Below are 24,181 nucleotides of genomic sequence, written 5' to 3'. Positions count from 1 at the left end.
GGTGTCTGATGAGGGACGTGATCCGCACCGAGAGGAACCGTCGTCACCTGTGGGCGGTCCTGCGTGTCGCGGCCGTCGCCGCCGCGTACTACGGGGCGGCCCGCCTGGGGCTGCTGCGGGAGGTGACCGTGCACGGGGCGGTGGTCACCCCCCTGTGGCCCCCGACCGGGATCGCACTCGGCTGTCTGCTGTACCTGGGGGCGCGTGCGTGGCCCGGGATCGCGGTCGGTTCACTCATCGTCGTCACCACGCTCACGGGTACGGCGCGGCCGGCCACCGCCGCCATCGTGGCGGGCAGCACGCTCGCGCCGCTGTGCGCGTACCTCCTGATGCGCCGGGCCGGGTTCCGCGGCGAGCTGGACCGGCTGCGCGACGGGATCATCCTGGTGTTCCTCGGCGGGATGGTCCCCATGACGATCAGCAGCACGACGGGGACGGGGATGCTGGTGGCGGACGGAAAGCTCCCGTTCCACGACTTCTGGTCCGTCTGGGCCGCCTGGTGGGCCGGCGACGTCATGGGGGTGCTCATGGTCACCCCGGTCCTGTTGGTCCTGCCCCGGGCACGGCTGCCCCGGATCACGGACCGCTGGGCGGAGGCCGGGGTGCTGCTGGTCGTCGCGGTCGTCGGTACGGTGGTCGCCACCCGGAGCACGCTGTCGATGATGTACCTGGTCTTCCCGATCCTCATCTGGGCCGCCCTGCGCTTCCAGCTTCCGGGCAGCGCCCCGTGCGCCCTGCTGGTGTCCGTCCTGGCGATCGTGGCGGGGACGGACGGGGCCGGGCCGTTCACGGGGCACACCATCGTCGAGGTGATGATCAGCCTGACGGTCCTGAACGGCGCCGTCGCCCTCACCGCTCTCCTGCTGGCCGCCGTCGTCACCGAGCAGCAGAACATCCGGCACCGCATCGAGCACGCCTGCGAGGAGCTGGCCGAGGTGGTCGACCAGCTCGCCCCGGGCCGCTCGGCCGCCGCCTGGCCGTCCCAGGCCGAGGACGAACGCGGCAGCCGCTGACCACGCGGATCAGCGCCGGAAGAACCGGTCCAGGAACGCGTTGCGGAACGTGCCCTCCGGGTCGTAGCGGGTCATCAGCTCCTCGAAGTCCGCGTAGCGCGGGTACAAGGTGCGCAGCACCTCGGGGGCCGTGGAGAAGACCTTGCCCCAGTGCGGGCGGGCGCCGAACGGGGCCAGGGCCTCCTCGACCGCCGCGGCCACCGGGGCGACGGCCGCCGCGTCCGGGACCCAGGTGAAGTGGAAGGCCACCGAGTCCCGGCCGTGGGCGGGGCTCAGCCACAGGTCGTCCGCGGCGACGGTGCGGAGCTCGGAGACCTGGAGCACCGGGGCGATCCGGTCCCGCAGCCGGGCCAGGGCCTCGTACGCGGCGGCGGCGTCCGGGCGGGCCACGAAGTACTCCGACTGGAGCTCGTCGCCGTTGCTCGGGGTGAACTCCATCCGGAAGTGCGGCAGCCGCGCGTACCAGGGACCGGGCACGCCCTGCTGCCGGGTGCAGTTCTCGGCGGGCACCCCCGGGATCGGGTGCCGGGGGCCGTCGGCGAGGCGCGCGCCCAGCCACTCGGCGGGCATCGCGTCCGCCGCGCCCTCGTCGCCGACCCGCTGCTTGAGCCAGACCTGGCCGACCGGGCCGGGACGCCAGTCCGTGAAGACGCTGACGCTGTAGGCGGCGGACATCACCTCGTCGAAGCGCGCGGTCAGGGTGGCCTCGGGCAGGTCCTCGTACACCCACTGGCGCACGTCGAAGGCGGGCACGAGGTCCAGTTCCAGCGAGGTCACCACGCCGAGGGAACCGAGGGAGACGACCGCGCCGGCGAAGTCCTCGTCGGTGCGCCGCAGGGTGCGCGTCTCGCCGTCGGCCGTCACCAGGGTGAGGCTGCGGACGGCGCCCGCCAGTGAGCGGTTGCCCACGCCCGAGCCGTGGGTGCCGGTCGCGACGGCGCCGGCGACCGAGATGTGCGGGAGCGAGCCCAGGTTGGCGAGGGCGAGACCCCGCTCGTGCAGTTCGGCGGCGAACTCGCCGAAACGCAGTCCGGCGGTCAGGGAGACCGACCGGCCCGGCACGTCGATGTCCACGACGCGCGGAAGCCCGGCGAGCGACACCTGGTCGCCGGAGGTGTCCGCGACGGTGTTGAAGGAGTGCCGGGTGCCCAGGGGGCGGACGGCGTCCGAGGCGGCGACCGTCTCGCGCAGTTCGCGGACGGATCGCGGCACGCACAGCCGCTTCGCGCCGAAGGTGATGTTGCCGGCCCAGTTCTTCTCCGCGGGGGTCACCGTACGTCCCTCTTCCACTCATGGCCGGGCACCTGCTCCCGACACTGCATTCTCCCAGACCACCCGCGTGCCGCCGGAGCCGAGCGGCCCGAATACCGCACGCGCAACCGTGCGAGCACGTACGGTAGTTGGCGACCGAGGTACATATCCGCACACCAACCGTTTGACACACGTCACACATACCGACAGGTACGCACAGAACCTGAGATCCGGTACGGATCGGGACGAGTCCCGGATCGCCGCTCCTGTCTGAACTTCACCGGAACTCCAGCGAAATGCCATGTGTGTGGATATCGTGCACCGAGCGAGGGCGCGTCCGTCAGTCCACTGGATCGACGGATGCGCCCCGTTTGTGGCGATGCGACTGTGACTGGGGGGTTCATGGGGCATGTCGAGCTACCCGAATCTGATATACCGAGGCCCGTGGGACTGGCGGGGGCGCCACGGCCGCGGACCTCTTCAGGACTGCCGTACGACCGGGACAGCGCCCGGCCCCGGCAGCTCCCGGACGTACGGCGCGAGCGCGGCGCCGGGGCGCCCGGCAGGCACCCGGGCCTGCTGACCCTGGTGGTGTGCGCCGAATCCGCCGGCCTGGGGTTACCCGCCTGGCTCGTGCTCCGCGCCGACGGGCAGCCCGAGGCCCTGGCCGGGGCGCTCGCGGCCACCCTGGTGTGGTGCGGGATCCGGGCGGCCCGGGGCCGGTACGTCCTACGGGTGCCCGGCCGCCCGCCCGGGGCGCTGACCGCCCCTGGGGACTGGTTGCTGCTCATCGGTGTGCTGGCGGTGCTGTGGACCGTCCTCGACGCGCCGATCGACCCGGCGGCGGCCGTCGTCGCCCTGATCCCCGGGCTCCTGGCCGCGGCGGGCACCTCGTGGGCGCGGCGGCTGGCCCGGTCCGGGAGGCGCCGGACGGCGCGCCGGGTGCTCGTGGTCGGCGAGGCCGCGGGGGTGGACCGTGCGGCGCGGCTGCTCACCTCGCGGCACGACCACGGCTATCGGGTGGTGGCCGCGCTGCCGGTGGGCGCGGCGGCGCTGAGCTGCGACCTCCCGGTGCCGGGGCGGCTGGCTCCGGCGCCCGAGGGCGACGACGCCTCGACGGTGCTCGGCGCGGCGTTCGCGCACGAGGCGGACCTCGCGCTGGTGGTCCCGGGCCCGGGGCTGGCCGAGGAGCGGCTGCGGCGGCTGACCTGGGGGCTGCACGACGGCGGGCTCGAAGTGTCGGTGCTCTCGCACCTCTCGGAGACCGCCGCGGACCGGATCCGGCCCTCGTCGGCGGCCGGGCTCACCCTGCTGCACATCGTGCCGCCGCTGCGCCGGGGACTCCAGCCGGTCCTGAAGGCGGCGGTGGACCGGGCGGGGGCCGCCTGCGGGCTGGTCGCCCTGTCTCCCTTGCTGCTGCTGACGGCGGTGGCGGTCCGGCTGACCTCGGCGGGCCCGGTCTTCCACCGACAGGTGCGCCAGGGGCAGCACAACCGCCCGTTCGTCATGTGGAAGTTCCGCACGATGGTGGTGGACGCCGAGCGGCACAAGGCGCGGCTCGCCGAGGCGAACGAGAGCGACGGCCGGATGTTCAAGATGCGCCGGGACCCCAGGGTGACCCGGCTCGGCCGCCTGCTGCGCCGCTCGTCGCTGGACGAACTGCCGCAGCTCATCAACGTCCTCAAGGGTGACATGTCCCTGGTCGGCCCTCGTCCTCCGCTGCCGGACGAGGTGTCCCGGTACGACGAGCGGGAGTTGCGCAGGCTCGCGGTGAAGCCGGGGCTGACGGGCCTGTGGCAGGTCAGCGGCCGGTCCGACCTCTCGTGGCAGGAGACGGTGTCGCTCGATCTCTGGTACGTCGACAACTGGTCGGTGGCCACGGACATGGGCCTCATGGCCCGGACGCTGCGCGCCGTCACCGACGGCCGCGGGGCGTACTGAGGACGGGGGCGGATGAGCGCCAGGGGAAGGGGCGGGGCCGCCCGCCCGCCGGGCACGGGGGCGGGCGGAACGGTTGGGCGGGGGCGGCTACGCGGCCCGCTGCCGGAGCCACCAGGAGTACGTCTCCGCGATGCCCTCCTTCAGGGGGATGCGCGGTGCGAAGCCGAGGGAGGACAGCAGGGTGACGTCCAGGAGTTTGCGCGGGGTGCCGTCGGGCTTGCCGGTGTCCCAGCGGATGTCGCCTTGATATGCCGTCACCTCACTCACCAGCGAAGCGAGTTCGCGGATCGTGAGGTCGTCGCCGCAGCCGATGTTGACGGGTGTTCCGTCGTCGTAGCGCTCCAGCAGCAGCACGCAGGCCGCGGCGAGGTCGTCCACGTGCAGGAACTCGCGCCGGGGGCTTCCGGAGCCCCAGAGCGTGACGGCCGGCGCGCCGGACTCGCGGGCCTCGTGGAAGCGGCGGATCAGGGCGGGCAGGACGTGGGAGGTCTCCAGGTCGAAGCTGTCGCCGGGTCCGTAGAGGTTGGTCGGCATGGCGCTGATGTAGGAGGCGCCGTACTGGCGGCGGTAGGACTGCGTCTGCACGATGCCGGCGATCTTCGCCAGCGCGTACGCCTCGTTGGTGGGCTCCAGGGGCCCGGTGAGCAGGGCGCTCTCGGGGATCGGCTGCGGGGCATGCTTCGGGTAGATGCACGAGGAGCCGAGGAAGAGCAGCCGCTCGGTGCCGGCCGCGTGCGCGCCCGCGATCACGCTCAGCTGGATGCGCAGGTTGTCCTCGATGAACTGCACGGGATACGTGCTGTTGGCCATGATCCCGCCGACCCGGGCGGCGGCCAGCACCACGGCGTCCGGGCGTATGCCGCGCAGGAAGGCGGCGGTCCGCTCGGCGTCCCGGAGATCGAGGCGGTCGCGGCCGCGGGTGATCACTTCATGGCCGCCGGCGGTGAGGCGGCGGACCACCGCCGAGCCCACCAGGCCCCGGTGACCGGCCACGAACACGCGGGCGCCGGGGCGTAGCAGGGACGGGACTCGTTCCCGGGGAGGGCCGGGGAGATCAGTCGTCATGTTTTCGGATTGTGCCACCAGCCGGGCGAAACGGTGACGTTTTATCCCGGATCAGTCAGACCTCGCAATTCCATGACCAACTGCCTTACGGGCGACCACAGAAGGGGGACACGTGGCGAAGACCGCGCTCATCACCGGGGTGACCGGACAGGACGGTTCGTACCTCTCGGAGCTGCTGCTCCAGAAGGGGTACACGGTCCACGGCCTGATCCGCCGCTCCTCCAGCTTCAACACGGAGCGGATCGACCACATCTACCAGGGCCCGGAGCAGGAGCACCGGTCCTTCGTGCTGCACCACGCGGATCTGGCCGACGGGGTCGCGCTGGTGAACCTGCTCCGGGACATCCGGCCCGACGAGGTGTACAACCTGGGCGCCCAGTCGCACGTACGGGTCTCCTTCGACGCGCCGCTGTACACCGGGGATGTGACCGGTCTGGGCACGATCCGGCTCCTGGAGGCGGTACGGGCCAGTGGCATCGACACCCGGATCTACCAGGCGTCCTCCTCGGAGATGTTCGGCGCGAACCCGCCTCCGCAGAACGAGCTGACGCCGTTCCACCCGCGCAGCCCGTACAGCGTCGCCAAGGTCTACTCGTACTGGGCGACAGTCAACTACCGCGAGGCGTACGGCATGTTCGCGGTGAACGGCATCCTGTTCAACCATGAGTCGCCCCGGCGCGGGGAGACGTTCGTGACCCGGAAGATCACCCGTGGTGTGGCCCGGATCAAGGCGGGCCTCCAGAGCCGGCTGCACCTGGGCAATCTGGACGCGGTACGCGACTGGGGTTACGCGCCCGAGTACGTGGACGCGATGTGGCGCATGCTCCAGTGCGACACCCCTGACGACTACGTGGTGGCCACCGGTGAGGGGGTCAGCGTCCGGCAGTTCCTGGAGTACGCCTTCGAGCACGCCGGCCTCGACTGGCGCGAGTACGTCCGCTACGACGCGAAGTACGAGCGGCCCAGCGAGGTCGACGCGCTGATCGGCGACGCCTCGAAGGCCGGTCGGCTGCTCGGCTGGAAACCGGCCGTACGCTCCCGCGAGCTGGCCCGGATCATGGTCGACGCCGATGTGCGCCGGCTCTCTGACGAACTCGCGGGGGCCGCCGTGCGCGTGGACCGGTAGTGGACAGGCAACTGGCTCCGGCGCGCCCCCCACACCCACCGGTGACGCGGTGGGGCTGCACGCGCCGGCTCGGGCGGGGCTCCGGCTCCGCCCACTCGACCGCGGCCAACGGGCCGCAGCTCGTTCTCACCTTCGGAGCTGAATGATGAACGGAACCACGGGGCGCCGACGCGGCCGGACGCGGGCCGCGGCCGCGGCGCTCGGCCTGCTCGCGGGCGCCCTGAGCGCCGCCGCCGCGGGCAGTCCCCCGGCCGCCGCCCTCACCGCCCCCGTCTCGATCACCGCGGACAACCTGTCCACCTGGCAGACCAACGGCATCGTCTGGTCGATGGCCGCGTCCGAGGACGGTGTGGTCTACGCGGGCGGCACCTTCTCCACCGTACGGCCGCCGGGGGCAGCGGCCGGGACCTCCGAGCAGCCCGCGGTGAACTTCGCCGCCTTCGACACCGCGACGGGGGCGCCCACCGACTGCTCCCTGTCGTTCACGCTCTCCTCGGGGACCGCGACCGTACGCGCGCTGGCCCTGTCGCCGGACGGTGAAACCCTTTACGCGGGCGGGCAGTTCGGGGCGGTGAACGGGGTGGGCGTCAGCAACGTCGCGGCCATCGACACCGCCACGTGCACCCCGCGCCAGAACTTCAAGGTCGCCGTCTCGGCCACCGTGCGGGCGCTCTCGGTCACCGATGACACGGTGTACCTCGGGGGCGACTTCAAGAGCGTGGCGGGGCAGCCCCGCAACTTCTTCGCGGCCGTCACCACCGGCGCCGCGCTGAAGCCGTGGACGGCGAACGCGGACGAGGTGGGCCGGGCGGTCGAGGTCACCCCGGACGGGCGGCACGTGGTGCTCGGCGGGGACTTCTTCACCGTGAACGGCACCACCTCGCACGCGCTGGCGGTGGTGGACGCCACCACCGGGGCCCTGGGCAAGAGCTACCCGGGCTTCATCCCGAACACCTCCACGGTGCAGGACCTCACCAGCGACGCCAAGCAGTTCTACACCGCCAACGAGGGCACCGGTGGCGGGGTGTTCGACGGGCGGATCGCCCTGGACCTCGCCACGTTCGACCAGGTGTGGCGCGACACCTGCCTGGGCGCCACACAGGCGCTGCTGGTCCACAACGGGGTGCTCTACAGCGGCAGTCACGCGCACGACTGCGCGTCCATGGGTGAGTTCCCCGACCAGCCGCGCAAGCACCTGCTGGCCCAGTCGGTGGACGACCCGAAGCTGCTGCCGTGGTTCCCGGACACCAACGACGGGATCGGCGAGCCGGTCGGCCCGCGCGTGATGGCGCAGACCGACAAGGGCGGCCACCACTACCTGTGGGTGGGCGGCGAGTTCACCACGGTCAACAGCAAGCCGCAGCAGGGGCTCACCCGGTTCGCCGACGGCCCGGACACGGGGGCGCCCTGGGTGCCGAACGTCAGCGTCTCCACGGTCGCCCCGGACAAGGTGGACGTGAACTGGCAGACCAGCTTCGACACCGACGACGGGGTGCTCACGTACCGGATCTACAAGGACGGGGCGGCCACCCCCGTCCACACGACGACGGGGTACTCCGTGTTCTGGGACCGTCCGCAGCTGCGGTGGACGGACACCGACGTCGCGCCCGGTGAGACCCACACGTACCGGATCAGCGCGAGCGACGGCACCAACACCAGCGCCAAGTCGCCCGCGGTGAGCGCCACCGTGGCCGCCAGGGCCGAGAGCTATCCGGCGAAGGTGCTCTCCGACGGGGCGGCCCTGTACTGGCGCTACGACGAGGGCACGTCCACCTTCGCCGCCGACACCGGGGCGGGGCTGGACAACGGCTTCCTGCGCGGCACGCCCTCGTACCGTCAGACCCCGGCGGCCGTGGCCGGGCCGTCGACCGCCATCGGCTTCAACGGATCCACCCAGTACGCGTACGGCAACCGCAGCCGGTCCCAGGTCACGGCCTTCTCCCTGGAGACCTGGATCAAGACCACGACGACCCGGGGAGGGAAGATCATCGGCTTCGGCAGCAACACCATGGAGCTGAGCGGCAAGTACGACAAGCACGTGTACATGCTCAACAACGGGCGTCTGACGTTCGGCACCTCCAACAACGGCGGCCAGACCGTCAGCACGACCGGGGCGTACAACGACGGTGCCTGGCACCACGTCGTCGCCACCCAGGGCTCGGGCGGCATGGCCCTGTACGTGGACGGGCAGCTGCGCGCCTCGAACGCGCGGTACACCAAGAACCTGAACTACACCGGCTACTGGCGGGTGGGCGGGGACAACCTCGCGACCTGGCCGAACCGGCCGACGAGCAACTTCTTCGCCGGCCAGATCGACGAGACCGCCGTTTATCCGGCCGCGCTGTCCGCCGCCCAGGTCAGTGCCCACTACGCGCTGAGGAACAGCGGATGAGGAACGCCTTCCTGGCCGGTGCCGCCGTCGTTCTCGCGACGGCGGCACTGGCCGCGTGCGGTTCGTCCGCCGGTGACGGGGACGGTGCCGGGGGCGGCAGGGCGGCGGGGGCACCTCAAGCCGTCGCCTCCTCCCCCGGGCCCGTGGCCGGGACGGACGCGGAGCCCTCCGGGGCCGCTTCCGCCGGTCCCCGGCCTTCCGGGAGCAGCGAGCCGCCCAAGATCCCCACCGACCGGCTGACGCCCGCCACCGGCACGTTCACCGAGAAGCAGAAGGAGTATCTGACCGACCGGGTGCCCGTGGGGATGGACCCGGCGGCGGTGCTGCAGACCGGGCAGGAGACCTGCGACCGGCTCGACTACCTGGTCAAGGTGGACCGGGACACGGCGGTGGGCGCCGTCGTGACGGGCGAGATCACCGGCGCGCGGCCCGCCGTCGTCCATCTCTGCCCCCGGCACGAGGACCTCGTGGAGCGGGCCTCGCACGGGTATGCCGACGGTGTGCACCGGGGCGGAGGGCTGCGGCCCGGCCGCTACCGGAACGTCTCCCCCACCGCGAACTGCACCTGGGAGGTGACCGGTCCGGGCGGGAAGGTCCTGGCCTCCGGCTCCTCGCACGACGGGAAGCGGACCACGCTCACGATTCCGGACGCGGCACTCGCCTTCACCTCCACAGGCTGCTGGGCCTGGCTGCCCGAAGGGGGCAACTGATGAACAAGCTGCCGATAGCCGTGGCGATCCCCACGAAGAACGAGGGGCTCAACATCGCGGAGGCCGTCCGGTCGGTCATCGACCATTTCGAGGCGGTGGTCGTCGTGGACTCGCACAGCTCCGACGACACGGCGAAGATCGCCGCCGAGTGCGGTGCCGAGGTCGTCCTGTACACCTGGGACGGCGGGCACCCGCGGAAGAAGCAGTGGTGCCTGGACCATGTGCGCACGGATCTGGACTGGATCCTGCTGCTCGACGGGGACGAGCGGCTGAGTTCGGGGCTGCTGGCCGAGCTGCGGGGGATCTTCGCCGATCAGGACGCGCCGAAGCCGGCCGCGTACGACATCCCGCTCGGCTACTGGTTCTCCGGGAAACGGCTGCGGCACGGCTACACCATCCGCAAACGCTCCCTGACCGACCGGACCCGCTGCCACTACCCGGAAGTGGGCGATCTGGACGCACCGGGGATCGGGGAGGTGGAGGGGCACTACCAGCCGGTCGCACAGAGCACGGCGGCGCTGCGCCATCCGATCGAGCACCAGGACCTGGACCCGGTGACCGCGTGGTTCGAGCGCCACAACCGCTACTCGGACTGGGAGGCGTGGCTCAACCACCATCCGGAGGTCAAGGAGCAGGTGCGCCGTGCCAAGTCACGGCAGGGGCAGCTGTTCCACAAGGCGCCGTTCAAGCCGCTCATGTCCTTCGCCTACATGTACGTCTACCGGCGGGGCTTCCTCGACGGGCGCGCCGGGTTCGACTTCGCCCTGGCGATGAGCTTCTACCGGTGGCAGATCGCCCTCAAGTCGCGTGAGCAGCCGTCATCTTGACGCCTTGGCCCGCCGGCGGACCACGTCCTCGTAGGTCCGCCGGAGGGTGCGGGTGACGGCCTCGATGGTGAAGTGCTCGTTGACCAGCTCCCAGGCGGCCTTGCCCGCCTCGGCGTTGGCGTCCGGCTCCAGCAGTTCCAGGATCGCCCGCGCGACCTTGTCCGCGTTGGCGGCGTCCTCACCGACACGGCTGTCGATGACCCTGCCGGCCCCGGCGCGCGCCACATCGGGCCCGAGGCCGCAGGTGCGGGTGATGACGGCGGGTGTGCCGACGGACATCGCTTCCAGGACCGAGACGCCCAGGGGTTCCTCGATGGACGGCAGGACGTACACATCGGCCTCGCGGCCGGCCGCCAGCACCTCCTCGTGGCCGAGCGGCCCCACGTGGTCCAGCGAGCCCGTCACCCCGAGGCGGCGCGCCAGTTCGAGGGTGCCCGGCAGAGCGCCGGTGTCCGGACCGGCGAGGACGAAGCGCGCGTCGGGGTGCTCAGCCAGGACGGCGGGCATCGCGGCGACGAAGTCCTCGGGGCGCTTGCGCTCCTGGATGCGGGCGAGGAAGAGCACGGTCGGCGGCCGGCCTGGCTCGCGGGACGGTGTGAAGGGCTGCGGGCGCACCCCGTTGACCAGGCGCACGGTCCGGGTGAGCGGCACGGGGGCGGCGACGGCGTTGACGTCGAGGCGCTCGGCCTCGGTGAGGTGGAGCACCGCGTCGGCCCGGCGCAGCACCCTGCGGACGCCCAGGAGGTCGGTCAGCTGCGCCACGCGTTTCTCGGTCGGGTCGACCATGCCGTGGGTCTGCACGACCAGGGGTGTGCCGGAGGCCAGCGCGAGCAGGGCGGCGGGCAGGGTGACCAGGTCGCGCATCAGGTGGACGTGGACGAGGTCGGCGCCGCGCGTCATGCGGCGCGCGGTCCTCAGCAGGGCGGCGGAGGTGATCCCGCTGACCTCGAATACCGGCAGCAGGTGGCGGGCCCGGAAGAGGTGGACGGGGACGCCCTCCACCTCGCGCGGCAGCGGGCCGTCGAAGCCGTCGCCGAGCGCCATGATCCTGGCGTCGTCGCCCCCGGCGCGCTGGACCTTGGAGAGGTTCAGGGCCACCCGGGTCGGACCGCCGAAGGCGTGGTCCGGGGTGTGCAGCGTGACGATGTGCAGGATCTTCACCAGGGTCCCCCTTGCCCTCGTCCGGCCCTGCCCAGACTAGTCGTCACATCTCCTCACGTGTGGTGATTCGTTAATGTGTGGTCAGACAACCGCGCTTCGCGGAAGGGGAGTTGATGGCATCCGTGCCCGAGGGGGCGCTGTCCGCGCCCACCCGCCCGCTGTCCTGGGCGATGCTGTCGCGGGCGCTGGCCGTGCCGATCGTCCTCGGGCTGGTGTGCTTCCTGCCCGCGCTGATCGCCGCCCAGCCCGGCACCGGGGTACGGGACACCGCGTACTGGTTGCAGCTCGTCCTGACCTGTTACTCGGGGGCACGGCTCTCGACGATGATCCTGTCCACGCGGCGCCGGCTCCTCCAGGGCGTGTTCTGGATGTTCGTGTACATCGCGATGGGGGTGGCGCCGTTCGCGCAGGTGGTCATCGGCCAGACGCCGACGCCCGCGGTCGGGCCGCGCGGCGACCTGGTGACCGCCGTCGCGCTGGTGCTCGTGGGGTGCGCGGCCTTCGACCTGGGGGCGCTGCTGGCCTCGCGGCGCCCGCTGCGCCGCCGCCGCACGGCGCGCGGGGACGGGCACGGGGCCACCGCGCACCCGGTGCGGCTGCGGCTGCTGGTGCTGCTGGCGTTCGCGGCGAGCGGGTACTACGTGCTGAAGCTGGGCGGGCCCGCGGTCTTCTTCTCCAGCAGGCAGGAGATCAGCGCCTCGGTCGCCGAGAGCGGGGTGGCGTCCGGCGGGTCCAACGTGGGCTCGGCGTTCCTGAAGGGCTTCGGCACGGTGCCGGCGCTGCTGGCGCTGCTGTTCTGCACGCGCAGGCTGGTGACCTCGCGCCGGGCCAGGCGCTCGCCCTCCACCGTGCTGGTCTGGTGTGCGCTGGCCGCCGTCAACCTGATCGTCAACAACCCTATCTCCAATGCGCGTTACTGGTTCCTGACGGTGCTGGTCTCCCTGCTGTTCACGGCGTTCCCGCGCAGCGCGGCGATGTACCGGTCGGTGCTGGCGCTCGGGGTGATCGGAGCGCTGGTGCTGTTCCCGTACGCGGACCGGTTCCGGTACGACGACGAGGGGTACCGGCCGGTCCAGTCGTCGTCGGTGTTCGAGCCGCTGGCCACGAAGGACTACGACCAGACGGTGATGTTCGCCAATACGGTCACCTGGGTCGGGACCCGTGGGCACACCTACGGGCGGCAGCTGGCGGGGTCCGCGTTCTTCTTCGTGCCGAGGGCGGCGTGGAGCGGGAAGCCGGAGGACACCGGAGTGCGCGTCGGGCAGTGGATGGGGATGAACATGACCAACCTCTCCGCGCCGCTGTGGGCGGAGCTGTGGGTCGACTTCGGGGTGGTGGGCCTGGCCGGCGGGCTGGCGCTGACGGGATACGGGGCCGCGCGCACCGACCGGCGTTACGCGCGGGCGGTCTCGCGGGACGGGCCGGGCCCCGGCAGCGTGCTGGCCATCGCGGCGCCGCTGATCGCCGGGTACACCTTCATCCTGTTGCGCGGTCCGTTGTTGCAGGCGGCGGGGAAGCTGGCGATCGCGGCCCTGTGCCTGGCGCTGGTGACGAGTTTCAGGTCCGGGCGGCGTCCGCGCTGACCGGCTCCGGTGCCCGCGCGCCCGACCGGGTCAGCCGGGCCACCCGGGCCCAGGTCGCGACGGCTTTGCAGACGGAGCCCAGGCACAGGCCCCAGGCGGCCCCGGTCACCCCGCCCATCGCGTAGCCCGTGGCGAGGAAGACGACCGCGGCGAGCGAGAACACCACCTGGATCGGGAGCGTGCTGCGCGGGTCGAGGAGCCGCAGTGCCAGCAGTCCGCAGGTGCCGGCGGCCATCGCCGCGTACTGGCTGCCGGTGGCCGGGAGGAGCGCCGCGGCGGTGGGCCAGGTCGCGCCCAGCAGGTGGCGGCCGACGGAACCGGGCAGCAGGGCGAGGACGGTGGCCCAGGAGGCCGCCGTCAGGGCCAGGAGGACGGCCAGCGCCGCGGTCGCGCGCACCCGGAGCCGGTCGGTCGCGAGCCGCCCGAGGAGCGGGGGGCCGAAGCCGGTGGCGGAGGTGAACAGCACGTTGAGCGGGCCGAAGAGCGTGGTGGCGCCGCGCAGGGCGCCGACGACGAGGGGGTTGCCGACGGCGCCGAGGCCCAGCACGGAGAGCTGGGAGGTGGCGTTGCCGACGCCGAACTCGACCACGAACCTCCGGCCGAGGTGCCCCTGCGCGAGCATCGGCCTCAGCGCCACCGGGGCCCCCTTGGTCCTGCGGTGCAGGGCGGCCGCCGACAGCAGCAGCGCGGGAAGCGCGGAGAGCCCCCAGACGGCGACCAGCTGGGCGGCCGGCGCCCCGTGCGGCTGTGCGGCCAGGGCGCCGATGACGCAGACGAGCCGGAGGGTGTCGGCGGCCAGGGCCAGGTGCTGGGCGTGCAGCGTGGCGAAGGCGTAGCGGGCGATGTCCTGCCCCAGCACCACCGGCAGCACCAGGCCCAGCGTCATCAGGGCCCGCGCCGTGGAGCCGGGCAGCACCACGCAGACGGCGGCGAGCGGAGCGCCGAGGGCGGTGGCGGCGAGCAGGGTGAAGGAGACGGCGGAGCGGCAGGCGCCCCGGGTGGCCTCGCCGCCGCCCCTGCGCAGCACCAGCGGCTGCCCCGTGAAGGCACCCGAGAGGCCGAGCAGGACGGTGAAGACGAGGTAGACGGCGGAGAAGCGGGCGAAGCCGGCCACCGTCGAGAGCCGGGCGGCGGCCACCAGCACCAGGATGTTGGTGAGGGCCGCCACCCCCTGGTCCGCGACCGAGCAGACGATCGCGGTACGGGCTCTCATCGGTGTCCGGCGGCGCTGTTGTGGCCGTCGCGGCCATGACCGCCGTCCACGGTGCGCAGCCCCAGCGTCTCGGCGGGGTCGCCGGTGCGGCCCGCGACGTCGGGGTCGCCGTACCTGCCGCCCGGGGCCGCGGGCCCCTGTCCGGAGGGCCGGTGACCCGGCGGCCGGCCGCCGCCGGACTTCCCGCGGGTCCGCCGGTCCAGCCGGCCGTGGCCGGGGTGGAGCAGGGTGCCGAGGACGGAGCCGCCCGCCGCGCCGATGATCTCGCGGATGCGTTCGAGGTCGCTTCGGTGCACCTCGCGCGGCCGGCAGACGATGACGACGCCCTCGACGCGGTCGACGAGTGCGACCGCGTCCGCGTACGACAGGACGGGCGGGGCGAGCACGATGACGACCGCGCCGGGCCTGCCTCCCTCGGCGATGATGCGGCTGACGGGGGCGGAGGTCAGGGCGCGCGGCACGTTGTCGGTGCGGCGCCCCGCGACCAGGGTGAAGGCGCCCGATCCCGGGACGTCGACGTTGGCCCGGCTGTCGGACGGCCAGCCCCGGTCCTGGTTGCCCGTCGCCCAGCGGGGGCTGCGGCCCGGCTGGGCCGCGCCGAGGTCGCCGGCCAGGGACGGGGTCCGCAGGTCGGCCTCGACCAGCAGGACGTCTCGGCCCATCTCGGCGAAGGCGGCGGCCAGGTTGGCGGCGGCGGCCCGCGCCATGTCGTTGTCGCCCCGGGGCGAGGTGACCAGGAGGCGGCGGCGTTCCGCGAAGGACGGGTCGTAGGCGAGCCGGAAGGCGACCGCCCGGTACTCCTCGGCGAGCCTGCTGCCGGGGCGGCCGATGGCGAGGAGGGTGCCGGCGGTCGAGCGTTCCCTGGGCAGGGTGCCGAGCAGGGGGGCGCCCAGGGAGCGGACGAGTTCCCGGGTGGAGCGGACGGCCGGGTCGAAGACCAGGCGCACCCATGACATCAGCAGCCCGAGGGCGAGTCCGACGACGCCGCCGAGTCCGAGGAGGAGCGGCAGGCCCGCCCCGGTGGGGTGCTGCGGGGCGACGGGCTTCTTGTTGAGGTAGCCGGGCGTGGTGTCCAGGGCGCGGAGTTCGGAGATCTTCTGGTTGAGCCCGGAGATGGCGACGATGAGGTTGGCACGTGCGCTGGTGACGTCGTCGCCGCTGGTGCCGGTCTCCTGCTCGGCGAGCCGGTCGCGCTGTTCGGTGAGGGGTTTGAGCTGGGCTCGGTAGCCGTCGATCATGTTGTCGATGCTGTCCTCGGTGCGCTCCCGGCGTATCTCCAGGTATGCCTCGGCGAGGGCCTGGGCCCTGGCCCTGGCCTGCTCGGGGGTGCGGCCGGTGTAGGCGAACTTGAGGACGAGGGTGTTGGGCGGGTTGGTGACCTGGAGTCCGGAGAGCAGTGCGCCCACCTCGACGGTGTCGCCCTGTTTGGCGAGGGTGCCGGCCGCGATGGTGCCCACGGCGTCACTGACGGCGGTCTGGCGTTCGGAGCCGATGTTGATGCCCTTGTCGGCGGAGGCGCCGGCGGCGAAGGGGTCGGAGGTGGCGGAGCGTACGGACACCTCACCGGTGGCCGCGTAGGTGTCGTCGCCGCTCAGGGCGAGCCAGCCGCTGCCGAGGAGGCCGAGGAGCACACCGGTGACGAGCAGCGTCCGGTAGCGCAGGAGTTGGCGGAACTGGTCCCGGAGCAGGGCTGGTTCGTCCTGCTCGTCCAGGGTGCGGAGCGGCTCGGTCATCGGCGTGGCCCTTCCCGGCCGTCCCGCAGGGCCTCGGTGAGCAGGGCGTCGAAACGGTCCAGCGCCGCCTCCCGGCCCAGATGGCGGGCCACGTAGCGCGGCCCGTGGGCGCCGAGGGCGTCGGCCTCGGCGGGTGACTCGACCAGTTTGCGCACGGCGCCGAGCACGGCGGCCGGGTCCTCGGGCGCGACGAGGAGCCCGGCCCCGGAGCGGCGCACCTCGTCGGCGGTGCCGCCCTCCTCGGCCACGGAGGCGACGACGGGGCGCCCCGACACGAAGTACGAGGTGAGTTTGGACGGCACGCTCATGTCGAGCACCGAGGCGCGCTGGGTGACGGCGAGGACGTCGGCGGCGGCCAGGATGTCGGTGAACTCCTCCGCGTCTGCCGGGGGCAGGAAGCCGAGGTTGGGCAGTCCGGTGGCCCGGGCGCGCAGGGCCTCGCGCTGATTGCCGTCGCCCATCAGGACGATCCGGATCTCGGGGGCGAGGCGGGCCGCGTCGACCAGGACCTCCAGGCCCTGCTTAAGGCCCATGTTGCCGGAGTGCAGGACGACGGGTGTGTCCTCGCGCCAGCCGAGCCGGGCCCGGGTCGCGGCGCGGTCGGCCGAAGGGGTGCGTACATGGCTCCAGTTGGGGACGGTGCGGATGCGTCCGGGGTCGACCCCGTAGGCGGTGACCCGGGGGACGAAGCTTTCGTGGATGACGCCGACGAGGGTCGCGGCGCGCAGCGCGAACCGCTCGGCCCTCGACGCGAGGGCCGCCGCCCTGTCCCCGCCGCGGATGCCGCTCTGGGCCGCTGCGGCGCCCATCAGGTCCTGGACGACGGGTATGTACGGCACCCGGTGGCGTCGCGCGAGGCGGGCGCCGATGACGCCGCCGGCGAGGCTGGGCATCTGGGAGACCACCGCGTCGGGCCGGACGCCGGGCGGCGCGAGGAGGCCGTGCGCCAGGACGCTCGCCTCGAAGGCGGCTCTGCGCAACGCGCTCTGGCGGGGCGGCACGTAGTGGCGCCTGCGGTGCACGGTGACGCCCGCGCGCCGTTCCTCGGTGCGCCACACGCCCCGGTACGCGGCGTCGGTCCGCCAGGCCGGGTAGTGCGGCATGCCCGTGAGCACGTGGGTGTCGGCGCCGGAAGCGGCCCAGTGCTCGGCGAGCTGGGCGGCGTACGGGCCGATGCCGGTCAGCTCCGGCGCGTAGTTCGTGGAGACCACCAGCAGGCGGCGCTGCTCGAACGGTCTGCGGTGCTCTTCGTCTGCCATCGGGCGATCGCCTTCCCCCCGGAGCCACCTGTGTTCCACCGAGGAACAGCCCCAAAAGCGAGCCTATCCGTTCATGAGATGCGCAAGTGGTCTTCACAGTAAGGTCGTTGGACTATCGCGGACATCGCGTTCACCGTGGGGGGAGAGAACGGATGGTGCACAGGGTCGGTTACGCGCCGGGGGTCTACGACCTGTTCCATGTGGGACACCTCAATATCCTTCGTCATGCGCGCAGCCAGTGCGACTACCTGGTGGCGGGGGTCGTCTCCGACGAGATGGCCACGCTCGCCAAGGGGCACCGGCCGGTGATCCCGCTCCCGGAGCGGCTGGAGATCGTGCGGAGTGTGCGGTACGTGGACGCCGCCTTCGTGGAGACCGTGCCGGAGAAGGTCGAGACCTGGCAGCAGGTCAGGTTCGACGTCATCTTCAAGGGGGACGACTGGCGGGACACCGACAAGGGCAGGAAGCTCGAACGCGACTTCGCCGAGGTGGGTGTGGAGGTGGTGTACTTCCCGTACACCGTGCACACCTCCAGCACCCAACTGCGCCGGGCCCTGGACACGCTCGTCAGTGCGCCCGGAGCGCTTTCAGCTCCCTGAACCACTTGCCCAGGAACAGGACGAGGAACAGCGCGTGCGCGGCGGCGAGTACGGCGTATCCGATCCGGAACGCCGTTTCGTCGGCCAGCAGCAGGAAGACCAGGCAGAACACCCCGTAGTCGGCGGGCAGCAGCGCCACGGCCCGCAGCCGGGACGGCGGCGCGGCGGGTCCGGGCCCCCGGGCGGTGCCGTGCGCCGCCGCCCTGCCGAGCTGTTCGCGCAGCAGCCCGGCGCAGAAGGTCAGCACGGCGACGAACAGGAAGCCGAGCGGCAGCAGCAGCCAGCCGTCGCCCGGCAGGTCGAAGTACCGGTGGAACGCGATCAGTACGGCGGTGTGGACGAGGATCATCTTGGCGCAGTCGACCACATGGTCCAGCCATTCGCCGTCGGGCCCGCCGCGCCCCGTCAGCCGGGCGAGCTGCCCGTCGGCCGAGTCGAGTGCGAAGCCCACGGCGAGCCCGAGGTACACCAGGACGGCAGGCCAGGGCCCGGGGCGCACCAGCGCCACGCAGGCGATCGCGGCGAAGGTGAACACCGCGCTGGTCAGGGTGACCTGATTCGGCGTCATGCCGAGCCGGTACGCGCCGGCGGCGAAGACCCGGCCGGCCGGGCGGTTCAGGTACCGCGAGTAGAGCGACACCCCTCTGGCCGTCTTCTGCGCCCCGCGCAGCCGGCCGAGCACCGTCGTCGTGGTGTCCATGCGCCCCCCAGCGTCCCGGTGTCGCCACCGCTCCCCCGACGTCGCTCCCCGCGCGCTGCCGGAGCCGCATCATGGCACGGGTACGTCCGCCGCGCGGGGGGATCACCCCATCCGGTGGGCCCACGGGAGCTGTTGGCCGGGAACAGCCGCCCGGGACGGCGGCTCAAGCGGAGGCGGTGCGGCACTCCGGGTGGCCCCAGCCGTGGTCGTTCTTCGCGATCATGTCCTTGGCCGCGTACGGCCGTCCGCAGTGGCAGCGGCCGGCGAACTTGGCCCGGATGGTGGCTCCGCTGCCGGTCTTCCGGGGAGCGGTCCGCTTGGCCGTCGCGCCGGTGCGGCGGCCCTCGGTGGCGCGGGAGGGCGCCGGCACGGGGGTGGCCGAGCCGTGCGCGGTGCCGGCGGCGCTCTGGGTGACGGCGGCCTCGCTGGCGGCCTGGTCGGCGAGCGCGTTGAGCGGGTCGCCGTCCACCTGGTGGGCGGGTACGTAGACGAAGCTCACGGCGCGCCCGGTGAGGAGTGCGTCGATGCGGGTCACCAGGTCGCGGTTGGCGACGGGCTTGCCGGCCGAGGTCTTCCAGCCGTTGCGCTTCCAGCCGGGCAGCCACTTGGTGACCGCGTTCATCGCGTACTGCGAGTCCATCCGGACCTCGAGCGCCACGGCGGGGTCCACGGACTCCAGGAGTTCCTGGAGCGCGGTGAGCTCGGCGACGTTGTTGGTGGCGGTGCCGAGCGGCCCCGCCTCCCACCGCTGGGGACGCCCCTCGGCGTCGGCCACCACATAGGCCCAGGCGGCCGGCCCCGGATTACCCTTCGACGCCCCGTCACACGCGGCGATCATGCGCTCGTTCATACCCTCGATCATGCCAGCGTCGGAACGCGGTTCCGTCCCCCCACTTCCCACCTGCGGCCTTCACGCTGCGTGATGCTTCGGCGTGCGATGGTGACGGCCCGCTGCTTCCCTGAGGGGACCCGCTCTCCCCTACGTCCCCGAGGAGTGACGATGAGCGTTGCACGAGAGGTGAACCGCGCCCAGCAGATGCGCGAGAAGGCGCGCCACCTGACCGAGGCCGCGGAGCGCACCAGCGACCCGGAGCAGCGCCGACGGCTCCAGGAGAAGGCACGCAGGCTCCAGGAGCAGAGCGAGCGGCCTGAGAACCTGCCCGTGTGAGGCGGGGCGCACAGACCGGTGGACTGTCACTCTTCCATGAGTGGGTGGCAGTCCACCGCCGCGTTCCGGCCCTCGCCGAGGCGGATGATCATCCCCGCCTACGATGGCTCCACACACGAGTACGAGGAAAGTGGGGCCTGCCATGAACGGTCAGCCTGTCACCGTGGTGACCGGCGGAAGCCGCGGCATCGGTGCGGCGGTCTGCGTACGCCTGGCGGGTCAGGGCCATGACATCGCACTGGCCTACCGGTCGGACGCCGCCGCTGCGGAGCAGGTCGCCGAGGCGGTACGCGCTGCGGGCCGGCGCTGCGTGACGGTCCGGGTGGACACGGCGGACGAGACGGATGTGGACCGCCTCTTCGACACCGCGGCCGCCGAGCTGGGCCCGGTCACCGGCCTGGTCAACAACGCGGGGATGAGCGGCCCGGTCGGCCCCCTGGCCGACGCCGACGCGGCGGGCATGCGGCGCGCCCTGGAGGTCAACGTCCTCGGCTACCTGCTCTGCGCGCGCCGCGCGGTGCGGGACATGACGCGGACGGGCGGCGGTGCGATCGTCAACGTGTCCTCGGCCGCCGCCACGCTGGGCAGCCCCGGCGAGTACGTGCACTACGCCGCCGCCAAGGGCGCCGTCGACACGATGACCGTCGGCCTGTCCAAGGAGGTCGGCCCTTCCGGCATCCGCGTCAACGCGGTCGCCCCCGGCGTCATCCGTACCGGCTTCCACGCCGACCCGGCCCGCCCCGACAAGCTGGGCCCCGGCATCCCGCTCGGCCGCCCCGGCGAACCGGACGAGATCGCGGGCGCCGTCGCCTGGCTGCTCTCCCCGGACGCCTCGTACGCGACGGGGACGGTGCTCCGGGTGGCGGGCGGGCGCTGAGCGCGGGGCACCGGATTGCGGCTGTTTCGCGGCGGGGGCGCGCCTGTTGCAGTAGAAGTGGGGGCACCGGAACAGGAAGGGGCCTGCCATGTCAGCGGGACGGGGTCGCACCGCCGCAGCCGTGTTCGACGCTCTCGGCACCGACTACGAGGCGGCGTTCGCCGCTTCGGCCACGCATCGTGCCTCGCTGGAGCGGCTTCTGGGGGTGCTGCCGCCGCACGGGCGCGTGCTGGACGTGGGCAGCGGTACGGGCCGGCCGACGGCGCAGACCCTGGTGGACGCCGGGCACGAGGTGCTGGGGGTCGACGTCTCGCCGGTGATGGTGGACATCGCCTCGCGCCAGGTTCCGGGGGCCGAGTTCCGCTGCGCCGACATCCGTACGCTGCCGCTGGAGGACAGCTCCTTCGACGCGGTGTGCCTGTACTTCGCGCTGTTGCAGATGGAGCGCGGGGACCAGGCCGGCGTGCTGCGCCTGGCCGCGCGGGTGCTGCGGCCTGGTGGCCATCTGGCCGTGGCGACGGTGCCGTTCGACGTGGAGGGCGTCAGCGGCACGTTCATGGGGCAGCCGGTCGAGGTGACCAGCTTTGGCGAGGACGCGTTCGCGGCGCTGGTGGAGGACGCCGGGTTCACCGTCCTGTCCCGGGAGAGCACGATGTTCGTGCCCGCCATCCCGGCCGCCGTGCCCGAACCGCAGATGTTCCTGTTCGCCCGGGTGCGCTGAGCGCGGCCGTACGCCGTCGTCGCGGGTCCGGCGGACATGCCGCGCGGTCCCGGCCGGCCGACAATGATTCGGCCGACCCGCCGCGGGTACCCGGCACCGCGAGGCTGCCGATGCCCCGCCGCCTGCCCGCGGGGACGACGACGGAGGACCTTCCATGACCGACCGCAGACCAGAGGGCCCTGTCCACGAGGGCGCGTCCCCGAGCCCCCCTCCGGTGCCCGCGGACCTGCCCGACCAGCAGGTCAAGGAGGGCGAGGACCCGATGGACGTACCCGCCCCGCCACGCGCCGGGCACGACGGCGACGACAGGGGTGACGGCGGGAGCGACCTGCCCGACCCCGACGAGTCCGGCTCGGGGCGCGGCGCCGCCCGCAACGCCGGAGTGCACCCGGAGCATCCGGTGCCGGACGAGTCGCCGGGCTGAGCCGTGTCCCGTGAGCGCCGGGCCGTCCGGCGCGCCCTGGCGCTCGCGGCGACCCCGTGCCTGGCCCTGGTGCTCGCCGCCCCGGCGGCCCGCGCCGACGCAGGGGCGGGGCGGCCGGCTCCCCCGCGGGCGGCGTCGCACACCGCCGGGGCATGCGACCCGGACCACGAGCGCTGCCCCGACGGCCGGCGCCTGCTGTACTGGTACGGCTACGGGCTCGGCGTCCACCCGTTCACCACGCCGGAGGCCGTACGCCGGCAGCTCACGGACAACTTCCGGCTGTTCCCCGTGAGTGGGAGCTGCCCCGGCCGCGTCCGTACGGGCGACGCGTGCGACCTGCTCGGCGGCAATCCGGTGCGTGTGGAGTCCGCCGCCGGCGACCACCTCCAGATCGCCACACTCCCCGGCCACGACCTGGGCGACGGGCTGCACATCCGGTTCACCTTCACCCGCTCCCTCGGCTTCCACCACCTGGATGTCGCCGCGTGGCAGGACCGGGAGACGGACTGCACCAGGAGCGCGCTGTGCGGCGCGGCGAGCCGGGCGGGCGCGTGGGCGTTGTGGCAGGTCCTCGCGGGCACGCTGACCTTGTCCGCCTGGGCGGCGTGAGCCCGGACTGCGAGGAGCGGCCGGCCGTTCGATCATGGAGGCTATGGCCCCCACCTCCGCCGGCGCGTCCGGGGCACCCCTGTGGATCGCACCGATGCTGGCCGTGCCCGGTCCGCTCCCCGTACCGGACACGGAGTGGGCCTTCGAGGCCAAGTGGGACGGTGCCCGGTGCGTCGTCGCGACGCCGGGCGACGGCACCCTGCGGCTGACCTCGCGGGCGCGCAACGACGTCACACCGACCTATCCGGAGCTGCACGCCCTCGGCGACGTCCTGCGCGGCCGCAGCGTGGTCCTGGACGGCGAGATCGTGTCCCTGGACGCGTCGGGGCGGTCCGACTTCGGGCTTCTCCAGCGCCGGATGGGCATCCTGAACGCCCGCCGCGCCGCCCGCCTTGCGCTGGACGTCCCCGCGCACCTGATGGTCTTCGACGTGATGCACCTGGACGGCCGGCCGCTCTCGCCGCTGGGTTACGAGGAGCGCCGCGCGGTCCTGGCAGGTCTGCTGTCCGCGGGACCGTACTGGTCGGTGCCGTCGTATGTGCGCGGGCAGGGAGCGAAGGCGTGGGAGACGGTCGTGCGCGGGGGGCTGGAGGGGGTGGTCGCCAAGCGGCTCTCCTCTCCGTACACACCGGGTCTCCGTTCACCCGACTGGCGCAAGACCAAGCGGGTCGAGACGCTGGACGTGGTCATCGGCGGCTGGACCCAGCGCAAGGGCGCGCCCCCGGGGGTCCCCGGGGCGGTGCTGGTCGGGACGGACGCACCGGGCGGCCTGCGGTACGCGGGCTCCGTGGGGTCGGGGATGTCCGACCAGGAGCTGGGCGAGCTGAGGGAGTACCTGGCGGTGCTCGCGCGTCCGGCGTCCCCGTTCACGGGGCCGGTGGACGTGGCCGGGGCGCACTGGGTGGAACCCCGGCTGGTGGCGGAGGTCAGCGCCTCGCAGTGGACGGCGGCGGGGCGGCTGCGTCATCCGGTGTGGCAGCGACTGCGGCCGGACCTGACCCGGCTGGACTGACCGCGGGCCCGTCAGCCGGGCAGCGTGAGCCTGCGGGACACACTGACGGCCGCCGACAGCAACTCCTCGCGGACCTGGGAGCTCCGGTACATCCGGTCGGACCGGAAGGAGATGCCGAGGGAGCCGATCCGCTCGCCGCCGTACACCGGGACCGCCACGCAGGTGGTGCCGCGTACGTACTCCTCGCGGTCCATGACCACCGGCGCGGGCGAGCCGTCGAGCTGCCGCACCAGCTCGTCCCGGTGGGTGATGGTCCGGGGGGTGAGGCCGGTGAGATCGTGCCGGGAGAAGTAGTCGGCCCGTGCCTCGTCGTCGAGCTCCCTCAGCACGGTCTTGCCCAGCGCCGTGGCGTGCCCGGCCTCCTCCAGCCCCACCCACAGGTCCACGCGCGGGGTGCGCGCGCTGTCCACGATCTCCATGACCCGGATCTCGCCGTCCACGTAGAGCGTCAGATAGGCGGCCGCCCACAGATCGTTGCGCAGGGCGGTGAGGGCGGGCCGTACCCGCGCGGGCACCGGCTGCCCGCCGGCGCCGCCGAGCGGGGCGTCGCCGGTGAGGACGTAGGTGTGGTCCTCCAGCTCCCTCAGGTAGCCGTCACCGACCAGCAGCGGCAGCAGCCCGTGCACGGTGGCCGGGGGAAGCCCCGCCTCCCGGGCCAGTTGCTGCGCGGTGGCCCCGCCCTCGTGGGCGCCCGCGGCCTCCAGCAGGCGGAGGGCGCGCCGGACGGCGGCGACGGGTTCGGGGCCGGGCTGGTCGGCCATGCCCACCAGCATGGCCCCGCCGCCGGGAACCGGCAA

23 protein-coding genes are annotated in these 24,181 nt (G+C 73.1%); 14 read left to right on the top strand and 9 right to left on the bottom strand.

Features of this window, described 5'->3' with window-relative positions:
• Positions 1–17: 17 nt before the first annotated feature.
• Positions 18–1,013 (top strand): MASE1 domain-containing protein, encoded by a 996-nt coding sequence (locus ACLQ2N_RS11550; RefSeq protein ID WP_425811750.1) that lies wholly within the window; start codon positions 18–20, stop codon positions 1,011–1,013.
• Between the two features lie 9 nt (positions 1,014–1,022).
• Here the strand turns inward: ACLQ2N_RS11550 and ACLQ2N_RS11545 are convergent, their stop codons facing one another.
• On the bottom strand, positions 1,023–2,285 hold the full coding sequence (locus ACLQ2N_RS11545) for a D-arabinono-1,4-lactone oxidase (protein ID WP_425811748.1): 1,263 nt from the start codon (positions 2,283–2,285) through the stop codon (positions 1,023–1,025).
• Positions 2,286–2,708: 423 nt separating this feature from the next.
• Here ACLQ2N_RS11545 and ACLQ2N_RS11540 point away from each other — a divergent pair, with 423 nt between their 5' ends.
• Positions 2,709–4,205, top strand: a complete 1,497-nt coding sequence (locus ACLQ2N_RS11540) for a sugar transferase (protein ID WP_425811746.1) — start codon at positions 2,709–2,711, stop codon at positions 4,203–4,205.
• Between the two features lie 87 nt (positions 4,206–4,292).
• On the opposite strand, the gene ACLQ2N_RS11535 is transcribed toward ACLQ2N_RS11540, so the two are convergent.
• On the bottom strand, positions 4,293–5,270 hold the full coding sequence (locus tag ACLQ2N_RS11535) for a GDP-L-fucose synthase family protein (RefSeq protein ID WP_425811744.1): 978 nt from the start codon (positions 5,268–5,270) through the stop codon (positions 4,293–4,295).
• Positions 5,271–5,382: 112 nt separating this feature from the next.
• On the opposite strand from ACLQ2N_RS11535, the gene gmd reads away from it, so the two are divergent.
• The 4 genes from gmd to ACLQ2N_RS11515 all read left to right on the top strand — a co-directional run bounded on the left by gmd (position 5,383) and on the right by ACLQ2N_RS11515 (position 10,325).
• Positions 5,383–6,396, top strand: a complete 1,014-nt coding sequence (gene gmd / locus ACLQ2N_RS11530) for a GDP-mannose 4,6-dehydratase (RefSeq protein ID WP_425811742.1) — start codon at positions 5,383–5,385, stop codon at positions 6,394–6,396.
• Positions 6,397–6,538: 142 nt separating this feature from the next.
• Positions 6,539–8,788, top strand: coding sequence for a LamG-like jellyroll fold domain-containing protein (locus tag ACLQ2N_RS11525; RefSeq protein WP_425811740.1), 2,250 nt, complete (start codon positions 6,539–6,541; stop codon positions 8,786–8,788).
• Positions 8,785–9,498, top strand: coding sequence for a hypothetical protein (locus tag ACLQ2N_RS11520; RefSeq protein ID WP_425811738.1), 714 nt, complete (start codon positions 8,785–8,787; stop codon positions 9,496–9,498). Before ACLQ2N_RS11525 ends, ACLQ2N_RS11520 begins: the two co-directional genes overlap by 4 nt.
• Positions 9,498–10,325 (top strand): glycosyltransferase family 2 protein, encoded by an 828-nt coding sequence (locus tag ACLQ2N_RS11515; protein WP_425811736.1) that lies wholly within the window; start codon positions 9,498–9,500, stop codon positions 10,323–10,325. The genes ACLQ2N_RS11520 and ACLQ2N_RS11515 overlap by 1 nt, the downstream gene beginning before the upstream one ends.
• Here ACLQ2N_RS11515 and ACLQ2N_RS11510 read toward each other — a convergent pair.
• Positions 10,317–11,486, bottom strand: a complete 1,170-nt coding sequence (locus tag ACLQ2N_RS11510; RefSeq protein ID WP_425811734.1) for a glycosyltransferase — start codon at positions 11,484–11,486, stop codon at positions 10,317–10,319. The two genes, ACLQ2N_RS11515 and ACLQ2N_RS11510, sit on opposite strands and share 9 nt — an antisense overlap.
• A 113-nt stretch (positions 11,487–11,599) precedes the next feature.
• Between ACLQ2N_RS11510 and ACLQ2N_RS11505 the strand changes: the two genes are divergently transcribed.
• The gene (locus ACLQ2N_RS11505) at positions 11,600–13,069 is read left to right on the top strand and encodes a hypothetical protein (RefSeq protein ID WP_425811732.1); all 1,470 of its coding nucleotides are present in this window, start codon (positions 11,600–11,602) and stop codon (positions 13,067–13,069) included.
• On the opposite strand, the gene ACLQ2N_RS11500 is transcribed toward ACLQ2N_RS11505, so the two are convergent.
• The 3 genes from ACLQ2N_RS11500 to ACLQ2N_RS11490 are packed head-to-tail and all read right to left on the bottom strand — an operon-like array spanning position 13,044 to position 17,274.
• Entirely contained in the window at positions 13,044–14,282 is a 1,239-nt protein-coding gene (locus tag ACLQ2N_RS11500) for a hypothetical protein (RefSeq protein WP_425811730.1), read from the bottom strand. The genes ACLQ2N_RS11505 and ACLQ2N_RS11500 overlap by 26 nt on opposite strands.
• Positions 14,279–16,015, bottom strand: a complete 1,737-nt coding sequence (locus tag ACLQ2N_RS11495; RefSeq protein ID WP_425811728.1) for a lipopolysaccharide biosynthesis protein — start codon at positions 16,013–16,015, stop codon at positions 14,279–14,281. Before ACLQ2N_RS11495 ends, ACLQ2N_RS11500 begins: the two co-directional genes overlap by 4 nt.
• On the bottom strand, positions 16,012–17,274 hold the full coding sequence (locus ACLQ2N_RS11490) for a glycosyltransferase (protein ID WP_425811726.1): 1,263 nt from the start codon (positions 17,272–17,274) through the stop codon (positions 16,012–16,014). Before ACLQ2N_RS11490 ends, ACLQ2N_RS11495 begins: the two co-directional genes overlap by 4 nt.
• Before the next feature lie 152 nt (positions 17,275–17,426).
• Here ACLQ2N_RS11490 and ACLQ2N_RS11485 point away from each other — a divergent pair, with 152 nt between their 5' ends.
• On the top strand, positions 17,427–17,873 hold the full coding sequence (locus tag ACLQ2N_RS11485; protein ID WP_073969665.1) for an adenylyltransferase/cytidyltransferase family protein: 447 nt from the start codon (positions 17,427–17,429) through the stop codon (positions 17,871–17,873).
• On the opposite strand, the gene ACLQ2N_RS11480 is transcribed toward ACLQ2N_RS11485, so the two are convergent.
• Positions 17,842–18,573 carry a CDP-alcohol phosphatidyltransferase family protein gene (locus tag ACLQ2N_RS11480; protein WP_425811724.1) on the bottom strand — a complete coding sequence of 244 codons (732 nt, stop codon included), beginning with the start codon at positions 18,571–18,573 and terminating at the stop codon, positions 17,842–17,844. The two genes, ACLQ2N_RS11485 and ACLQ2N_RS11480, sit on opposite strands and share 32 nt — an antisense overlap.
• Positions 18,574–18,736: 163 nt before the next feature.
• Positions 18,737–19,423: a ribonuclease H family protein gene (locus tag ACLQ2N_RS11475; RefSeq protein ID WP_425811722.1), complete on the bottom strand. Its 687-nt coding sequence runs from the start codon at positions 19,421–19,423 to the stop codon at positions 18,737–18,739.
• Between the two features lie 150 nt (positions 19,424–19,573).
• Here ACLQ2N_RS11475 and ACLQ2N_RS11470 point away from each other — a divergent pair, with 150 nt between their 5' ends.
• The 6 genes from ACLQ2N_RS11470 (at position 19,574) to ligD (ending at position 23,384) form a co-directional block, all read left to right on the top strand.
• The gene (locus ACLQ2N_RS11470) at positions 19,574–19,741 is read left to right on the top strand and encodes a DUF6381 family protein (protein WP_425811720.1); all 168 of its coding nucleotides are present in this window, start codon (positions 19,574–19,576) and stop codon (positions 19,739–19,741) included.
• Positions 19,742–19,883: 142 nt separating this feature from the next.
• Positions 19,884–20,618 carry an SDR family NAD(P)-dependent oxidoreductase gene (locus tag ACLQ2N_RS11465; RefSeq protein WP_425811718.1) on the top strand — a complete coding sequence of 245 codons (735 nt, stop codon included), beginning with the start codon at positions 19,884–19,886 and terminating at the stop codon, positions 20,616–20,618.
• Between the two features lie 88 nt (positions 20,619–20,706).
• Positions 20,707–21,339, top strand: coding sequence for a class I SAM-dependent methyltransferase (locus ACLQ2N_RS11460; RefSeq protein ID WP_425811716.1), 633 nt, complete (start codon positions 20,707–20,709; stop codon positions 21,337–21,339).
• Positions 21,340–21,493: 154 nt separating this feature from the next.
• Positions 21,494–21,763 (top strand): hypothetical protein, encoded by a 270-nt coding sequence (locus tag ACLQ2N_RS11455; RefSeq protein ID WP_425811714.1) that lies wholly within the window; start codon positions 21,494–21,496, stop codon positions 21,761–21,763.
• A gap of 3 nt (positions 21,764–21,766) precedes the next feature.
• On the top strand, positions 21,767–22,372 hold the full coding sequence (locus tag ACLQ2N_RS11450; protein ID WP_425811712.1) for a hypothetical protein: 606 nt from the start codon (positions 21,767–21,769) through the stop codon (positions 22,370–22,372).
• Between the two features lie 43 nt (positions 22,373–22,415).
• Entirely contained in the window at positions 22,416–23,384 is a 969-nt protein-coding gene (gene ligD / locus ACLQ2N_RS11445; RefSeq protein WP_425811710.1) for a non-homologous end-joining DNA ligase, read from the top strand.
• A gap of 11 nt (positions 23,385–23,395) precedes the next feature.
• Here ligD and ACLQ2N_RS11440 read toward each other — a convergent pair whose 3' ends face one another.
• A complete protein-coding gene (locus ACLQ2N_RS11440; RefSeq protein ID WP_425811708.1) occupies positions 23,396–24,145 on the bottom strand; it encodes an IclR family transcriptional regulator in 750 nt (249 codons plus the stop codon).
• Between the last annotated feature and the right edge of the window lie 36 nt (positions 24,146–24,181).

This window comes from Streptomyces sp. DT224 (assembly GCF_049844595.1).
Taxonomy (GTDB): Bacteria; Actinomycetota; Actinomycetes; order Streptomycetales; family Streptomycetaceae; genus Streptomyces.
Note: the sequence above shows the minus strand (reverse complement) of the source record. Positions and strands in the feature narration are given on the sequence as shown.

Bases quoted from the DNA above. Each gene is read 5' to 3' on its own strand.
- ACLQ2N_RS11535 (WP_425811744.1), bottom strand. From the start codon at position 5,270: ATGACGACTGATCTCCCCGGCCCTCCCCGGGAACGAGTCCCGTCCCTG.
- ACLQ2N_RS11525 (WP_425811740.1), top strand. From the start codon at position 6,539: ATGATGAACGGAACCACGGGGCGCCGACGCGGCCGGACGCGGGCCGCG.
- ACLQ2N_RS11490 (WP_425811726.1), bottom strand. From the start codon at position 17,274: ATGGCAGACGAAGAGCACCGCAGACCGTTCGAGCAGCGCCGCCTGCTG.
- ACLQ2N_RS11480 (WP_425811724.1), bottom strand. From the start codon at position 18,573: ATGGACACCACGACGACGGTGCTCGGCCGGCTGCGCGGGGCGCAGAAG.
- ACLQ2N_RS11515 (WP_425811736.1), top strand. From the start codon at position 9,498: ATGAACAAGCTGCCGATAGCCGTGGCGATCCCCACGAAGAACGAGGGG.
- ACLQ2N_RS11460 (WP_425811716.1), top strand. From the start codon at position 20,707: ATGTCAGCGGGACGGGGTCGCACCGCCGCAGCCGTGTTCGACGCTCTC.
- ACLQ2N_RS11520 (WP_425811738.1), top strand. From the start codon at position 8,785: ATGAGGAACGCCTTCCTGGCCGGTGCCGCCGTCGTTCTCGCGACGGCG.
- ACLQ2N_RS11485 (WP_073969665.1), top strand. From the start codon at position 17,427: ATGGTGCACAGGGTCGGTTACGCGCCGGGGGTCTACGACCTGTTCCAT.
- ACLQ2N_RS11470 (WP_425811720.1), top strand. From the start codon at position 19,574: ATGAGCGTTGCACGAGAGGTGAACCGCGCCCAGCAGATGCGCGAGAAG.
- ligD (WP_425811710.1), top strand. From the start codon at position 22,416: ATGGCCCCCACCTCCGCCGGCGCGTCCGGGGCACCCCTGTGGATCGCA.
- ACLQ2N_RS11440 (WP_425811708.1), bottom strand. From the start codon at position 24,145: ATGGCCGACCAGCCCGGCCCCGAACCCGTCGCCGCCGTCCGGCGCGCC.
- ACLQ2N_RS11495 (WP_425811728.1), bottom strand. From the start codon at position 16,015: ATGACCGAGCCGCTCCGCACCCTGGACGAGCAGGACGAACCAGCCCTG.
- ACLQ2N_RS11465 (WP_425811718.1), top strand. From the start codon at position 19,884: ATGAACGGTCAGCCTGTCACCGTGGTGACCGGCGGAAGCCGCGGCATC.
- ACLQ2N_RS11505 (WP_425811732.1), top strand. From the start codon at position 11,600: ATGGCATCCGTGCCCGAGGGGGCGCTGTCCGCGCCCACCCGCCCGCTG.
- ACLQ2N_RS11475 (WP_425811722.1), bottom strand. From the start codon at position 19,423: ATGAACGAGCGCATGATCGCCGCGTGTGACGGGGCGTCGAAGGGTAAT.
- ACLQ2N_RS11500 (WP_425811730.1), bottom strand. From the start codon at position 14,282: ATGAGAGCCCGTACCGCGATCGTCTGCTCGGTCGCGGACCAGGGGGTG.
- ACLQ2N_RS11455 (WP_425811714.1), top strand. From the start codon at position 21,494: ATGACCGACCGCAGACCAGAGGGCCCTGTCCACGAGGGCGCGTCCCCG.